Source organism: uncultured Brevundimonas sp. (assembly GCF_963974615.1).
In the GTDB taxonomy this organism is placed as follows: Bacteria; Pseudomonadota; Alphaproteobacteria; order Caulobacterales; family Caulobacteraceae; genus Brevundimonas.
Genome location: NZ_CAXBDH010000006.1, coordinates 66,668 through 80,881, shown reverse-complemented (window position 1 = coordinate 80,881; position 14,214 = coordinate 66,668). Strand labels below are relative to the sequence as shown.

The window sequence follows — 14,214 nt, the reverse complement described above, 5'->3', positions numbered from 1 at the left end:
CTGAAACGGAATTCGCCCGGGTCGGTACACGCACCGCCCCGGGCGTTTTTTCGCGAAGCGCCGAGGTTCAGATCACGGCCCGCGCGGGGCGGTCGTTGACCGAACGTACCTGGACATATTCGGCCCGACGGGAGTCCGGCAGGGCGTCCCGGAACTCCTGCGCCAGGATCGCGCGGCACTGTAGATTATTCATCGGAGAGCGACCCGAACAGGCGGAACGGGCGACGCGCCGGACCCGGGCGTCAAACGCGGCGGCACCATGGGCGGTGGAGAGATCCAGATCACCGATCCGGACACGGTGAGACTCCTGGGCCGCGGCTGAACCGGCGGCGGCAAGGGCAACGCAGAGGGCAAACACAAATTTTTGCATGACCGACTTCCAGCTGATCGTCGCGGGGAGTGCGACGGGGCAAGGACTAGACAGTGTCGATGACCGGGACGCGCCCGTCCCGTGATGCTTGGGTCAACTTTTGCTGACGTAGATGAAATATTGGCAGGTCATCACCCGCTGTTTCTCAGTCCCGCAGCCACGCCGTTGATGGTCAGCAAGATTCCCTCGCGTACCCGGGGGTCGGTATCTCCAGCCCGGCGACGGCGGATCAGCTCGACCTGCAGATGGTTCAGCGGCTCGATATAGGGCAGGCGCAGACGGATCAGCCGGTCCAGCTCGGGCTGGTCGCCGAGCAGGTCGTTCTGTCCGGTGATGGCCAGGACGGCGTCGCGGGTCCGGTCCCATTCGGACACCAGGGCCCCGTAGATCCGGTCGGCCAGGGCCGCGTCCGGCACCAGATCGGCATAGCGGCGGGCGATGCTCATGTCGGCCTTGGCCATGATCATCTCCATGTTCTGCACCAGGGTGCGGAAGAAAGGCCATTCGGCGGCCATGGTCCGCAGCTCGCCCATGTCGGTGCCCTGGATGGCCGAGCCGAAGCCGTACCAGCCCGGCAGCATGACCCGCGACAGCGACCAGCTGAACACCCACGGAATGGCGCGCAGGTCCTCGATGGCGGTCGATGAACTGCGCGAGGCCGGGCGCGAGCCGATCTTCAGCTCGGCGATCTCGGCGATCGGCGTGGCGGCGCGGAAATAGTCGACGAAACCATCGGTCTCATAGACGAGGGCGCGATAGGCGGCCATCGAGGCGGTCGACAGACGGCTGACGGTCTCGCCGTGCCGGGCGGTGAACGACTCATCGGCGGCCGGGCGCAGCGAGGCCAGCAACACGCCGCAGGTCAGGGCGTCCAGATTGCGTTTGGCGACGTCGGGCGCGCCGTATTTGTTGGCGATGACCTCGCCCTGTTCGGTGATGCGAATGCGTCCGTCAACCGTGCCCTGGGGCTGGGCCATGACCCCGGCGAAGCTGGAGCCACCGCCGCGACCCACAGCCCCGCCGCGACCGTGGAACAGCTGCAGCCGTACGCCGGCCTCCCGGGTGACGTCGAGCAGGGCGCGCGAGGCCTCGTGAAGTTCCCAGGTCGAGGTCAGATAGGAGCCGTCCTTGTTGGAGTCCGAATACCCGATCATCACCTCCTGCACCCCCCGGGCCCGAGCCACAGCCAGGGCGGACGGTTCGCGCATCAGTCGTTCAAGCGTCGCTTTTGAGGCCCGCAGGTCGTCGATGGTCTCGAACAGGGGGGCTGCCTGGATCGGGCAGGCCCCGGGCTCGGACGGACGGTACAGGCCGACCTCCTTGAGTAGCAGATAGACCTCCAGCAGATCCGAGGCCGCGTCGGTCTTGGAAACGACGTGGGTGCGCAGGGCCCGCGGTCCGAAGCGGGCCAGGGCTCCGGCGGCGACCTCGAGAATGGCGCGTTCCTTCAGGGTCTCGGGGGCATAGTCGGCATAGGGGCTGAACAATGGGCGTTCGGAGGCCAGCTCCGACGCCAGCAGGGCCATGCGCGCCTCTTCATCCAGCGCCAGATAGTCGGCGCAAACCCCGGCGGCGCGGAACAGATCGGCGACGACCCGTTCATGGACGTCGGCATTCTGGCGCAGGTCCATCGTCGCCATGTGGAAGCCGAACACTTCGGCGGCGGTGATCAGGTGGGTCAGGCGGTCGTCGGCGAAGGCGTCACCGTGGTGGGCGATCAGGCTGTCACGCAGCACGCGCAGGTCGGCGCGGAAGGCATCGGGGCCGCTGTAGGCGGGGGCTGTGAACGGGGCCGGCCGGGCGGCCGGCAGGCCGGTCAGGACCGGATGGGTCGCCGACAGCCGGGCGTAGATTTCGGACAGGGCGCGTCGATAGGGCTCGTCAGCGCGATGGGGCGAGACATCGCCGGAGGCGTCGGCCAGGGCGCGCAGATCGTCGCTGATCCCGGCCAGGGAGCCGGCGAGGCTGAGCTCGGCCCCCAGGGCGTGAACCTCGTCCATATAGAAGCGCAGCACCGCCCGGGCCTGGGTGCGGAAGGCGGCTTCCAGCACAGTAGCGTCGACATTGGGGTTGCCGTCCCGGTCACCGCCGACCCAGGTGCCGATGTGAATGAAGGGCGGCAGGTCCGGAGCGTTCAGCCGCTTGCGCCATTCGGCCAGCTGGGCCGGGGCGGCCAGCAGGAAGACCCGTTCAAGGAAGGAGACGACGGTGTCGATCTCGTCCTGGACCACCAGGCCGGTGGTCCGCACCAGCCGGGTCGCCCACAGGATCACCGTCTGGCGGCGCAGGCCCCGGGTCAGGGTGTCCGGGGCACAGGCCAGGTCGTCCTGGTCGCAGGCGTCCAGCAGGTCGCTGACCGCGGCGATGCGATCGAGCACACTCTTGCGCCGGACCTCGGACGGGTGGGCCGTCAGCACCGGAGAGATCAGGGCCCCGGCCAGCAGGGCGCGGGCGTCTTCGGGTGTGCGGTCACCTTCGGCCAGACGCGCCAGCGCGCCTTCGGGCGTATCGGCGCGGGCCCCTTCGGCGGACAGGGCGCGGGCATGGCGTTTGCCGGCCCGGTCCTCGGCGACATTGGCCAGCAGGGAAAAGGTGGCGAAGCCGTGGGCCAGGCCGACGGCCTGATCCAGCGACAACTCGGCCAGCAGGGCCTCCAGCGGCTTGGTGTCGTGTGTCTCCGGATCGCGATGATAGGCCACCGAGGCCTGCCGTACCGCCTCGATCCGGTCGAACAGGGCCGGACCACCCTCATCCCGGATCACATCGCCGAGCAGACTGCCCAGCAGTCGGACTTCTTCGCGCAGGCGGTCGTCGGTGGCGGGGGACATGGGAGAGTCTTTCGGGGAGGATTGGAACAGCGCATGCTAGCAGGGGATCAAGAGTGGGGCATTACCGGCCGCGATGATGAAACGGAATGTGTGACCGTCGGCTCTTCCGGATTCCGCACGGATTGTTTGTCGAACAGCCACAACGGGTTGAATTTTAAAAACACGCACTTGTGAGTTGTGCTTATGTTGGCGTTCCACAACAGTTTATGCTGCGAGATTTTCTCGCAGGAGAACGAAAATGGTAAGAAAGTTCACCTCGGTCGCCGCAATTTTGTTGTTCTCGGCGAGCGCAACCCTTCTGACTGCCGCCGTGCCAGCGCCGGCGGCAAATCTTTATTACAGTTATGTATTCTACAGTGATGCGAGTTATACCGCCGTTGTTGGTTATTATACCCAAAGATGTGTAGGGTACTATATCGAAACGCCGCTGGTTACTGGTGAAACGTCGTCTTATGTGGTTCGTGAGCCGATCGGCACATGTCCCGGGCTGCCTTGGTAACGGGTCCAGTCACACAGACTGACAAGTCGAATTTAGGAAGCGGTACGGTGGTCGGTCACGCCTGCCCATCGTACCGCTTCGGTACGGTCCACGACCACAGATACATATCGTCCGGCGAAGGGGTCGGTTGATTTTGCTGGCCGAGTGCCGCATAAGCCCCGGCTTCCGGCGCAAGTGAACCTCGCGTCTCCACCCACACGACCCCCGACCTGTCGGGACGAGGTGGGCGAGAACCCCCTGCCGACGTGATCGTCGCCAGGGGATATTTCTCTATGGGGACCGAGCCATCTCGTCGGAGCTGAGCGCTCATTTTCTGAATTCAGGTCATTCCGACCAGAAGCGAAAATGGGCATGAGGTTTGTATGTTCGAGGCCCTGAACGAGCGACTGACAGGCGTTTTCGACCGGATCACCGGGCGCGGCGCGCTGTCCGAAAAGGACGTGGCGGAAGCCATGCGCGAAGTGCGCGTGGCCCTGCTGGAGGCCGATGTCGCCCTGCCGGTGGTCAAGGACTTCATCACCTTCGCCACCGAACGCGCCACGGGCGAGGATGTGATCCGTTCGGTCAAGCCGGCCGATCAGGTGGTCAAGATCGTCTATGACGGTCTGGTCGAGATGCTGGGCGGCGAGGAGCCGACCCCGCTCAATATCAACGCCACGCCGCCGGCCGTGATCCTGATGGCCGGCCTGCAGGGCTCGGGCAAGACCACGACCTCGGCCAAGCTGGCGCTGCGTCTGACGAAGTTCGATCGCAAGAAGGTCATGATGGCCTCGCTGGACACGCGTCGTCCGGCGGCGATGGAACAGCTGGCCACCCTCGGCAAGCAGATCGAGGTCGCGACCCTGCCGATCGTCGAAGGCCAGTCGGCGGTCGAGATCGCCAAGCGGGCGCTGCAGTCGGCCAAACTCCAGGGCTTCGACGTCCTGATCCTCGACACCGCCGGACGCATCACCCTCGATGAGGCCCTGATGAACGAGGTGGCCGAGGTCGCCCGGGTGTCGAAACCGGTCGAGACCCTGCTGGTCGCAGACAGCCTGACCGGTCAGGACGCGGTGCGTACCGCCGCCGCCTTCCACGAGCGCCTGCCGCTGACCGGCCTGGTCCTGACCCGCGCCGACGGCGACGGGCGTGGCGGGGCCATGCTGTCGATGCGGGCGGTCACCGGCCTGCCGATCAAATACCTCGGCTCCGGCGAGAAGGTCGACGCGCTGGACGTGTTCGACGCCCGCCGCGTCGCCGGTCGCATCCTCGGCCACGGCGACATTGTCGCCCTGGTCGAGAAGGCCAGTCAGGAGCTGGACCAGTCCAAGGCCGAGGCCATGGCCCGCAAACTGGCCAAGGGCCAGTTCGACCTGAACGATCTGGCGGCCCAGCTGCAGCAGATGACGAAGATGGGCGGGCTTCAGGGCATCATGGGCATGCTGCCGGGCGTGGCCAAGATGAAGGCCCAGATGGCCGACAACAACATCAACGACAAGATGATCGCCCGCCAGATCGCCATCATCAGCTCGATGACCAAGACCGAACGCAAGAAGCCCGATCTGCTGAACGCCAGCCGCAAGAAGCGGGTCGCCGCCGGTTCGGGTGTCGAGGTGCAGGACATTAACCGGCTGCTGAAACAGCACCGGCAGATGGCTGACATGGTCAAGTCGCTGTCGCGCGGCGGCGGCAAGAACCTGCAGAAGATGGCGGCCATGATGGGCGGCATGCCCGGTATGGGCGGGGGCGGGGCCGACATGGCCCGGCTCAAGGCCATGGGGGGCGGCAAGATGCCGGAACCCTCCGCCGACGAAATGAAAGCCATCCAGGACCGGCTCTCCGGCCTGGGCGGCGGACAACTGCCGGGAGGCCTTCCGGGCCTGCCGGGCTTTCCTTCCAAGAAATCGAACGACTAAAGAAAGAGACTGAAAATGCTGAAGATTCGTCTGGCGCGCGGTGGTGCCAAGAAGCGCCCCTACTACTATATCGTCATCGCCGATTCCCATTCGCCGCGTGACGGCAAATTCATTGAGCGCGTCGGGACCTACAACCCGATGCTGCCGAAGGACGGCGACAAGCCGCGTGTCACGCTCAAGGTCGAGCGCATCGCCGAATGGCTCGGCAAGGGGGCCCAGCCCACCGACCGCGTCGCTCGCTTCCTGAGTCAGGACGAGACCCTCGGCAAGACGGTCAAATGGACCCAGTCGAACAACCCCAACAAGGCGCTCCCGGGCAAGAAGGCCCAGGAACGCACCGCCGAGCGCGCCCAGCGCGAGGCCGATCGCGCCGAGGCCGAGGCCGCTGCCAAGGTCGAAGCCGCTGAAGCTGCCGTGAAGGCCAAGGAAGAGGCCGCCGCCGCCGCCGAAGCCGCCAAGAACGCCCCGCCGGCTCCGGAGCCGGAAGTCGTCGCCGAGGAGGCCCCGGCCGCCGAAGCGGCTGCTGAAGAGGCTCCGGCTGCCGAAGCCGCTGCCGAAGAGGCCCCGGCCGCTGAAGCTGTCGCTGAAGAGGCTCCGGCCGCTGAAGCTGCTGCCGAGGAAGCTCCGGCTGAAGAAAAGACCGAGGCCTGAGTTGAACACCCTCTCCCAGCGGGAGAGGGCGGGGCCCGCGCGCGTTAGCGCGTGGGAGGGTGAGGGTTTACGGTGTGTCCTGCGGAAACGCCGTACCCCCTCACCCCAACCCCTCTCCCCAAGGGAGAGGGACTTCATAAGATGACCACAGACAGCACTCTCATCCTCGTCGGCCATGTGGCGGGCGGCTTCGGCGTGCGCGGCGAGGTCAAGATCACCGCCTATACGGCCGACCCGCTGGCCCTGACCGCCTATGGGCCGCTGCTGCGCGCCGACGGCAGCCATGCCCTGACGGTGACCACGGCCCGCCCGACCAGGGACGGCATCGTCGGCCGGGTGAAGGAGGTCGAGACCAAGGAGCAGGCCGACGCCCTGCGCAATCTGAAACTCTATGTGCCGCGCGACCGCTTTCCCGAGCCGGACGAGGACGAATTCTATCTGGCCGATCTGGTCGGGCTGGAGGTCCGCGACCCGGCCGGTGAGCGGCTGGGTACGGTGCGGACGGTGCAGAATTTCGGGGCCGGCGACATGCTGGAGATCACCCCGTCGACGGGCGGACCGACCTGGTTCGTGCCCTTCACCCGCGCGGCGGTGCCGGAGCTACACATCGTTGACGGCTGGCTGCTTGTGGTGCGCCCCGAAGAGGTCGGCGAGCGCGAACCGGACTGACCGTAGCACCATCTGAGGTCGGGCTGTTGTCCTCCCCCGGCGCATCGTGGCCTGGCGGGAGAGTCCGGGGTGCCGCTGAATTCCGCTTTGAACCCGGCCCCGCCGGCCGCGTTACCTCCGCACACCAACAAGGAGGACGACGGATGAGCATCTTCTCTTCGATCTGGAACAAGATCACCGGCCACAAGCCGAAGGCGGCCCCCGCGCCGGCTCCCGGCGCAGCACCGACACCGGGCGGGACACCCGTCGATGTCGAGGCGGTGCTCAGCGACCTGGCCGCGAGCCGGGGCGGCGGTGGGAATTGGCGCACCTCGATCGTCGATCTGCTCAAGCTGCTGGATATCGATTCCAGTCTCTCGGCACGCAAGGAACTGGCCGAGGAACTCAATGTCCACGCCGGCGCGCATGGTTCAGCCGAACAGAACATCGCCCTGTCCAGAGCCGTCTGGAAGAAGCTGGCCGAGAACGGTGGCCGGGTCCCGGCCTCGCTGCGCGACTGACCGGCACAGCCCACCCGGTGTGCGACGGTTACGCACGCCGGGTGGGCTGAATGCGTGTCACCCGGGTGACGTCGCGACTTCAGCCCTCCTCGTCGCCGGCCAGGCCCATCATGTGGAAGCCGGCGTCGACGTGGATGATCTCGCCGGTGGTCGACAGGCCCAGGTCCGAACACAGCCACAGGGCGCAGCCGGCGACCCCCTCCATCGAGGTGTCCTCCTTCATCGCCGACATGGCCCGGCCCTGGCTGATCATGCCGCGGCCGCCCGAGATGCCGGCCAGCGACAGGGTGCGCATGGCCCCGGCCGAGATGGCGTTGACGCGGATGCCCCGCGGCCCCAGGTCGCGGGCGATGTAGCGGGTCGCCGCCTCCAGCGCCGCCTTGGCCACGCCCATGGTGTTGTAGTTGGGGATGGCCCGTTCGGAGCCGAGATAGGTCATGGTGATCATCGACCCGCCGTTGGGCATGATCTTCGAGGCGCGGCGGGCCACGTCGACGAAGCTGAAGGCCGAGATGTTCAGGGCCAGCAGGAAACTGTCGCGGCTGGTGTTGTCGACGAACGAGCCCTTGAGCTCGTCCTTGTTGGCGAAGGCCACTGAATGGACGACGAAATCGAGGGTGCCGAATTCCTTTTCCAGCTCGGCGAAGGCGGCGTCCATCGAGGCATCGTCGGTAACGTCGGCCTGGATCAGCAATTTGGCCCCGACGCTTTCGGCTAGCGGCCGCACGCGGCGCTCCAGTCCCTCGCCCATATAGGTGAAGGCCAGCTCGGCCCCCTGGGCGGCCAGTTGCGAGGCGATGCCCCAGGCGATGGAGTTCGAATTCGCGACTCCCATGATCAGGCCCTTCTTGCCCTTCATGAGGTCACCCTTGGGCATGTTCCAGCCGCTCTCGCTCGCCATGGTCTGTCTCCTGATCTGTTGGGCCGAGCGTTAGCAGGGGGCCGCGCGCGGGGAAAGCGTCAGCTGATGGTCGTTGGGTCCTCGCGGCCCCGGCGGCGGGCCAGCCGCATCAGCATCGGACTGGCACTGACCCCGTGGATCAGAATCGAGGCCAGGATGATGAAGCCGACGATGGCCCACAGTCGCTCGCTGTTGCCGAAGCGACCGTGGTTGATGGCATAGGCCACATAGTAGATCGAACCGATGCCGCGGATGCCGAGGAAGGACAACAGCAGCCGTTCGCGCCACGGCTGGGGCGAACCGATCATGGCGATCAGGCCGGCCACCGGCCGCACCACCAGCAGGATGACCAGGCCGATGGCCGCGTCGGTCCAGGTCAGGGCGTCGAGCAGGCCGTTGGCCAGCGCGCCGCCGAACAGCACCAGCAACAGCATCATCAGCAGCCGTTCGAACTGGTCGGAGAAGTCGTGCATCTCCTTGTGGAAGTCATTGTCGCGCTCCCAGGCCCGGATGGTCAGGCCGCAGATGAAGACGGCAAGGAAGCCGTAGCCGTGGGCCAGTTCGGTCAGGGAATAGGCGAGGAAGGTGGCGGCCAGGGCTACGAGGCCGTCGCCGAGGCGCGACAGGCCCGCCTTCTGGCTGTGAAAGATCAGAAAGCCGAGGCCGCGCCCGACCAGATAGCCGACCCCGGCCCCGGCCAGCAGCTTCCACACCACATTGATGGTGAACCAGTCGGTCAGGGCGGCGGTCGAGGCCAGGCCTCCGGCGGCGGCGAGAATGGCCAGATGCACGAAGGGAAAGGCCAGGGCGTCGTTGAGGCCGGCCTCGGAGGTCAGGCCGAAGCGGACCTCGTCCTCGTCACCGGAGCGGGGCGGCCCGACCTGGACATCTGCGGCCAGCACCGGATCGGTCGGGGCCATGGCCGCCCCCAGCAGCAGGGACATGGCCAGGCTGAACCCCAGTCCCGCCATGCCCAGCCAGGCGGTGGCGATGATGGTCAGGGGCATGGCCACTGCCAGCAACCGCCAGGTCGAGCCCCAGCGCCGCCAGCCCAGCGGCCGGTCCAGCTTGAGCCCGGCTCCCATCAGGCTGATGATCACCACCAGCTCGGCCAGCCGTTCGGTCAATGTGTCCCAGGTGCGCGGGTCGGGATTGAACGACAGCACGCCGGTACTGAACACCACCACGCCGATGCCGACACAGAGGATGGCGAGGGTCAACGGCCAGCGCTTGAGCCCGACGGGGGCCCAGGACACCATCAGCACGACGGCCCCGAGGCCGAGCAGGAACAGGACGTAGGGATCGGCGGTCAGGGCGGTCACCTCATGCAACAGATCAGCCTAGCGCGCGGGTGCCGGTTTGGCTCCCGTTCTCAGACCTTGCTGAGGATCAGCGTCCCGTTGGTGCCGCCGAAGCCGAAGCTGTTGGACATGACGTGTTTCAGCTCACCGTCGTGGCGTTTCCTGAGGATCGGCATGCCCTCGAACTCGGGGTCGAGGTTTTCAATATGGGCGCTCTCGGCCGCGAAGCCGTGCTTCATCATCAGCAGGCAGTAGATCGCCTCCTGGGCCCCGGCCGCGCCGAGCGAATGGCCCGTCAGCGACTTGGTCGAGGATATCATCGGCATCGCATCGCCGAACACATTGCGGACCGCCCCCATCTCCCTGGAGTCGCCGACCGGGGTCGAGGTGCCGTGCGGGTTCAGGTAGTCGATCTTCGGACTGCCGGCCATGTCGAGTGCCAGCTTCATGCAGCGCTCGGCACCCTCGCCTGAGGGGGCGACCATGTCATAGCCGTCGGAGTTGGCGGCATAGCCGGTGACCTCGGCATAAATGGTCGCGCCACGGGCCACGGCCCGCTCGTATTCCTCCAGCACCACGATACCGGCCCCGCCGGCGATGACGAAGCCGTCGCGGGTGACGTCATAGGCCCGCGACGCCCTTGCCGGCGTGTCGTTGAAGTTGGAGGACATGGCCCCCATCGCGTCGAACATGTTGGACATCGACCAGTCGATATCCTCGCAGCCGCCGGCGAAGACCACGTCCTGCTTGCCCCAGGCGATCTGTTCGGCACCTGCGCCGATGCAGTGGGCGCTGGTCGCACAGGCCGACGAGATCGAATAGTTGATCCCCTTCAGCTGGAACCAGGTGGCCAGCACGGCCGAGGGTCCCGAGGCCATGGCCTTGGGTACGGCGAACGGGCCGATGCGCTTGGGCGAACCCTTCTCGATCGTAGTGGCTGCAGCCTGCAGGATGATCTGGGTCGAGGGGCCGCCCTCACCGACGATCAGACCGATGCGCTCGGACTGGATCTCCTCGGCGGTCATGCCGGAATCCTTCAGCGCTTCCTCGAAAGCGATGTGGGCCCAGGCCGTGCCATTGGCGAGGAAACGGGCAGCGCGCCGGTCCACCAGGGACGCCCAGTCCTCGGCCGTGGCTCCCAGAGAGGGCGGAGCCCAGACCTGCGAACGGAAGCCGTGTTCGATGTGATCGGGGGCGGCGACCACGCCCGAGCGCGCTTCGCGCAGGGAGGCGGTGACCTCTTCGGCCCCATGACCGATGGAAGAGACGATACCCAGACCGGTGACGACCACACGCCGCATGTTTGTTCCTTACCTAATCCCGCCGCGTCGGCCGCGGCCAGCTCCGCTGGAGGCCGATCAGCCGCTGATCGAATCGCCGGATCCGTTGGTGGCACCGAACAGGCCGACCCGCATATCCGAGGCAGTATAGATGGGGATACCGTCGGCTTCGAGCACCCCGTCGGCGATTCCCATCACCAATCTGCGATTGATGACCCGCTTGAGGTGGATCTTGTAGACGACCTTCTTGATGTCCGGCTGGACCTGACCGGTGAATTTGACCTCGCCGACCCCGAGGGCGCGACCGCGGCCGGGACCGCCGATCCAGCCGAGGTAGAAACCGACCAGTTGCCACATGGCGTCGAGGCCGAGGCAGCCCGGCATGACCGGGTCACCGATGAAGTGGCACTGGAAGAACCAGAGGTCGGGGTGGATGTCGAGTTCAGCCTCGATATAGCCCTTGCCGTGATCGCCGCCGTCGGCGGTGATGGTCACGATGCGGTCGAACATCAGCATCGGCGGGGCCGGAAGCTGGGCGTTGCCCGGACCGAACAATTCGCCCCGACCCGAGGCCAGCAGGGCCTCGTGATCGAATGACGACGGATATTTAGACTGGGTCACGCAGAGGCTCCGGATGTCTTCAGGTCTGGCGCGTCCAGCACCGTGTCAGGGCAATTCGGGCCGCTGTCGGGCCGGGTTACACGAGCCGGGCGAGCGGCTCAACCGGGCGATGTCGTTGTGCCCGGCGAAGGCCGGCCCGGTCCGGCGGGACGGGCGGCATTGCACAGGGCGTGCGTCTGGGTGCCGAACACGGCGTTTTCACGGACCCAGCCGTGCAGTTTGCGGGCCCGGACACGGCACCATCCCGCTTCGCACTCATCCAGCGAAAGGGTGGCGCGGACCGACAACAGGGCCCGGACCGCCGAGGTTTCCGATCGTCCGCTGTGGACCGGCACCTCATCGGTCGAGAGGTTAAACACGCTGCGGCGGCCCGAGGCGACGGTCCGGTGAATCCAGGCCACCGAACCTTCGGGGTCGCAGATTTTTCGCCATTCGCGTGTTTCGGCGATGACCTGGACCGGCAAGGTAGCCGCGCGGTATTCCCACAGGATACGATAGTCGAGCCCCGGTCCCTGTCGGGCGCGCACGCGGGAGGATTTCAGCGTCACCCAGCGCGGTACATCCAGACCTGTGGGGGTGGGGCGCCCGTCGGGCATGGTGGCCCCCGCGCCCGCCAACAGGCCCACGGCGATCGCGGCCATGCCGACCCACAATCGTCCCGGCAGGCTTTGGAGGCGGCGTGGAGCTTTGCTAGACACCTGTACTGAATCCGTCACGTGCGGGCACAGTGCCCGCTGTCGCAAGCCGCCCGTCAATCCGAAGGCCCCGAATGTCCGTCCGCAAGCTTAAGGTCGTATTAACCAGACGCCTGCCCGACGCGGTCGAGACGCGGATGCGGGAACTGTTCGACGCCGAACTGAACCTGACCGACCGTCCGATGGACAGGGCTGCACTGGAGGCCGCCGTCCAGCGCGCCGATGTGCTGGTGCCGACTATCACCGACGAGATCGACGCGACCCTGATCGCCGGGGCCGGTGAACAGCTGAAGATGATCGCCAATTTCGGAGCCGGGGTCGATCATATCGACGTTGAGGCGGCCGTCGGACGGGGTCTGATCGTCACCAATACGCCGGGCGTGCTGACCGAGGACACGGCAGACCTGGCCATGGGGCTGATCCTGACCGTGTCGCGTCGCATCATCGAGGGGGCCCAGGTGGTGGCCGACGGGAAGTTCGAGGGCTGGTCCCCGACCTGGATGTGCGGCCGCAAATTGTGGGGCAAGCGGCTGGGCATCGTCGGCATGGGCCGGATCGGCCAGGCCGTGGCGCGGCGGGCCCGGGCCTTCGGCATGCAGGTCCACTATCACAATCGCAAACCGGTCCCGGACATGATCGCTGAGGAGCTGGGGGCGACCTGGTGGGACGATCTCGATCAGATGCTGGCGCGCATGGACCTGATCTCGCTGAACTGTCCGGCCTCGAAAGAGACCCACCACCTGATCTCGGCCGAGCGACTGGCGCGGCTGCAGCCTCATGTGATCCTGATCAACACCGCGCGGGGCGAGCTGATCGACGAGGCGGCCCTGGCCGACGCAATCCGGACCCGGGCCATCGCCGGGGTCGGGCTGGACGTGTTTGAACAGGAGCCGGCGATCCATCCCGGGTTGCTGGGGCATGCCAATGTGGTGCTGCTGCCGCATCTGGGCTCGGCCACGATCGAGGCCCGTCAGGACATGGGCGACCGTGTCATCGGCAATATCCAGACCTACCAGAACGGCCACCGCCCGCCGGACCGCGTCATCCCCGCCATGCTGTGACGCGGTAGCTTGATGGTTCGGTTGTCAGGGCCGGGGTCCCATGAATAGCCTTTGGTATCCCGCCCGACCTCAGCGGCGTTCCGGATCGCCGCACACCGGACAGGTCGGGTCGGCCGCCACGGTTACGGTTCGTGCCGTGCCGGCGAGGCCGTCATAGAGCAGCAGACGGCCGGTGAGCGGGGTGCCGGCCCCGGTGATCCGCTTGATCGCCTCCAGTGCCGCCATCGTGCCGGTGACGCCTGCGAGGGCCCCGATCACCCCGACCCGGGCGCAGGTCTCGGCGTCGGGCGGGATATCGGGCACCAGACAGCGATAGCAGGGCCGCCCCTCGAACACGGCGACCTGCCCGCTCCAGCGGCCCAGCGCGCCTGAAACCAGTGGAATACCGGCGGCGACGCAGGCGGCATTGACGGCGAAGCGGGTGGCGAAATCATCGGTGCCGTCGAGCACCAGGTCGCAGCCCTCGATCAGACGGGCCGCATTGGCCGCGTCGAGGCGTTCGGTCACCGGTTCCATACGGACATGAGGGTTGAGCGCAGTCAGGGTGGCGGCCCCCGCCTCGACCTTGGGTTGACCGATCGCGTCGGTGCTGAAGGCGATCTGTCGTTGCAGGTTGGACAGGGCGACCGTGTCGGGATCGATCAGCCTCAGGGTGCCGACCCCCGCCGCGGCCAGATACAGGGCCGCCGGCGCGCCGACGCCGCCCAGGCCGACCAGACCGACGCGCGCGGCCTTCAGCCGCTGCTGGCCAGGCCCGCCGACCTCGGCCAGCACCAGGTGGCGCGCATAGCGCTCGATTTCATCGTCGGAAAAGATCACCCGCGATCCCTAGAGCATTTTCGTCCCCGACTGAATCGGCCAGACGCGCAATGTGGCGCAGAACCTGACCTCTGACCGATGGCGGGGATCTGGACCGTGCCCACCGCTGTCACAGCTCAGCCCG

At 66.8% G+C, this 14,214-nt stretch carries 14 protein-coding genes; 6 read left to right on the top strand and 8 right to left on the bottom strand.

Features of this window, described 5'->3' with window-relative positions:
* Positions 1 to 67: 67 nt before the first annotated feature.
* Both AAC050_RS05490 and ppc read right to left on the bottom strand, forming a co-directional pair.
* Positions 68 to 370: a UrcA family protein gene (locus tag AAC050_RS05490; RefSeq protein ID WP_339914055.1), complete on the bottom strand. Its 303-nt coding sequence runs from the start codon at positions 368 to 370 to the stop codon at positions 68 to 70.
* A 131-nt stretch (positions 371 to 501) separates the two neighbouring features.
* Positions 502 to 3,198: a phosphoenolpyruvate carboxylase gene (gene ppc, locus AAC050_RS05485; RefSeq protein WP_339914054.1), complete on the bottom strand. Its 2,697-nt coding sequence runs from the start codon at positions 3,196 to 3,198 to the stop codon at positions 502 to 504.
* Between the two features lie 238 nt (positions 3,199 to 3,436).
* On the opposite strand from ppc, the gene AAC050_RS05480 reads away from it, so the two are divergent.
* From AAC050_RS05480 to AAC050_RS05460, 5 genes are all read left to right on the top strand, one after another.
* Complete coding sequence (locus AAC050_RS05480; protein ID WP_339914053.1) at positions 3,437 to 3,697, top strand: hypothetical protein; 261 nt, start codon at positions 3,437 to 3,439, stop codon at positions 3,695 to 3,697.
* A gap of 362 nt (positions 3,698 to 4,059) precedes the next feature.
* The gene (gene ffh / locus AAC050_RS05475; protein WP_339914052.1) at positions 4,060 to 5,592 is read left to right on the top strand and encodes a signal recognition particle protein; all 1,533 of its coding nucleotides are present in this window, start codon (positions 4,060 to 4,062) and stop codon (positions 5,590 to 5,592) included.
* 15 nt (positions 5,593 to 5,607) lie between these two features.
* Positions 5,608 to 6,243: a 30S ribosomal protein S16 gene (gene rpsP / locus AAC050_RS05470; protein WP_339914051.1), complete on the top strand. Its 636-nt coding sequence runs from the start codon at positions 5,608 to 5,610 to the stop codon at positions 6,241 to 6,243.
* 141 nt (positions 6,244 to 6,384) lie between these two features.
* The gene (gene rimM / locus AAC050_RS05465) at positions 6,385 to 6,912 is read left to right on the top strand and encodes a ribosome maturation factor RimM (RefSeq protein ID WP_339914050.1); all 528 of its coding nucleotides are present in this window, start codon (positions 6,385 to 6,387) and stop codon (positions 6,910 to 6,912) included.
* A 143-nt stretch (positions 6,913 to 7,055) separates the two neighbouring features.
* The gene (locus AAC050_RS05460; protein ID WP_339914049.1) at positions 7,056 to 7,412 is read left to right on the top strand and encodes a DUF3597 domain-containing protein; all 357 of its coding nucleotides are present in this window, start codon (positions 7,056 to 7,058) and stop codon (positions 7,410 to 7,412) included.
* A 79-nt stretch (positions 7,413 to 7,491) separates the two neighbouring features.
* Here AAC050_RS05460 and AAC050_RS05455 read toward each other — a convergent pair whose 3' ends face one another.
* The 5 genes from AAC050_RS05455 to AAC050_RS05435 all read right to left on the bottom strand — a co-directional run bounded on the left by AAC050_RS05455 (position 7,492) and on the right by AAC050_RS05435 (position 12,213).
* On the bottom strand, positions 7,492 to 8,289 hold the full coding sequence (locus tag AAC050_RS05455; RefSeq protein ID WP_339914142.1) for an enoyl-ACP reductase: 798 nt from the start codon (positions 8,287 to 8,289) through the stop codon (positions 7,492 to 7,494).
* A gap of 83 nt (positions 8,290 to 8,372) precedes the next feature.
* A complete protein-coding gene (locus tag AAC050_RS05450; protein WP_339914141.1) occupies positions 8,373 to 9,635 on the bottom strand; it encodes a cation:proton antiporter in 1,263 nt (420 codons plus the stop codon).
* Positions 9,636 to 9,685: 50 nt separating this feature from the next.
* On the bottom strand, positions 9,686 to 10,915 hold the full coding sequence (fabB, locus tag AAC050_RS05445; protein ID WP_339914048.1) for a beta-ketoacyl-ACP synthase I: 1,230 nt from the start codon (positions 10,913 to 10,915) through the stop codon (positions 9,686 to 9,688).
* Between the two features lie 57 nt (positions 10,916 to 10,972).
* The gene (gene fabA, locus AAC050_RS05440) at positions 10,973 to 11,515 is read right to left on the bottom strand and encodes a 3-hydroxyacyl-[acyl-carrier-protein] dehydratase FabA (RefSeq protein ID WP_339914047.1); all 543 of its coding nucleotides are present in this window, start codon (positions 11,513 to 11,515) and stop codon (positions 10,973 to 10,975) included.
* 98 nt (positions 11,516 to 11,613) lie between these two features.
* Positions 11,614 to 12,213, bottom strand: a complete 600-nt coding sequence (locus AAC050_RS05435) for an SH3 domain-containing protein (RefSeq protein ID WP_339914046.1) — start codon at positions 12,211 to 12,213, stop codon at positions 11,614 to 11,616.
* A 71-nt stretch (positions 12,214 to 12,284) separates the two neighbouring features.
* Here AAC050_RS05435 and AAC050_RS05430 point away from each other — a divergent pair, with 71 nt between their 5' ends.
* Entirely contained in the window at positions 12,285 to 13,271 is a 987-nt protein-coding gene (locus AAC050_RS05430) for a D-glycerate dehydrogenase (protein ID WP_339914045.1), read from the top strand.
* A 69-nt stretch (positions 13,272 to 13,340) separates the two neighbouring features.
* Here AAC050_RS05430 and moeB read toward each other — a convergent pair whose 3' ends face one another.
* Positions 13,341 to 14,090 carry a molybdopterin-synthase adenylyltransferase MoeB gene (moeB, locus tag AAC050_RS05425; RefSeq protein ID WP_339914044.1) on the bottom strand — a complete coding sequence of 250 codons (750 nt, stop codon included), beginning with the start codon at positions 14,088 to 14,090 and terminating at the stop codon, positions 13,341 to 13,343.
* Positions 14,091 to 14,214 lie beyond the last annotated feature (124 nt).

What these genes read in the sequence shown, in the direction of transcription:
- AAC050_RS05490 (WP_339914055.1), bottom strand. Translation starts at nt 370, where the DNA reads ATGCAAAAATTTGTGTTTGCCCTCTGCGTTGCCCTTGCCGCCGCCGGT.
- ppc (WP_339914054.1), bottom strand. Translation starts at nt 3,198, where the DNA reads ATGTCCCCCGCCACCGACGACCGCCTGCGCGAAGAAGTCCGACTGCTG.
- AAC050_RS05480 (WP_339914053.1), top strand. Translation starts at nt 3,437, where the DNA reads ATGGTAAGAAAGTTCACCTCGGTCGCCGCAATTTTGTTGTTCTCGGCG.
- ffh (WP_339914052.1), top strand. Translation starts at nt 4,060, where the DNA reads ATGTTCGAGGCCCTGAACGAGCGACTGACAGGCGTTTTCGACCGGATC.
- rpsP (WP_339914051.1), top strand. Translation starts at nt 5,608, where the DNA reads ATGCTGAAGATTCGTCTGGCGCGCGGTGGTGCCAAGAAGCGCCCCTAC.
- rimM (WP_339914050.1), top strand. Translation starts at nt 6,385, where the DNA reads ATGACCACAGACAGCACTCTCATCCTCGTCGGCCATGTGGCGGGCGGC.
- AAC050_RS05460 (WP_339914049.1), top strand. Translation starts at nt 7,056, where the DNA reads ATGAGCATCTTCTCTTCGATCTGGAACAAGATCACCGGCCACAAGCCG.
- AAC050_RS05455 (WP_339914142.1), bottom strand. Translation starts at nt 8,289, where the DNA reads ATGCCCAAGGGTGACCTCATGAAGGGCAAGAAGGGCCTGATCATGGGA.
- fabB (WP_339914048.1), bottom strand. Translation starts at nt 10,915, where the DNA reads ATGCGGCGTGTGGTCGTCACCGGTCTGGGTATCGTCTCTTCCATCGGT.
- AAC050_RS05430 (WP_339914045.1), top strand. Translation starts at nt 12,285, where the DNA reads ATGTCCGTCCGCAAGCTTAAGGTCGTATTAACCAGACGCCTGCCCGAC.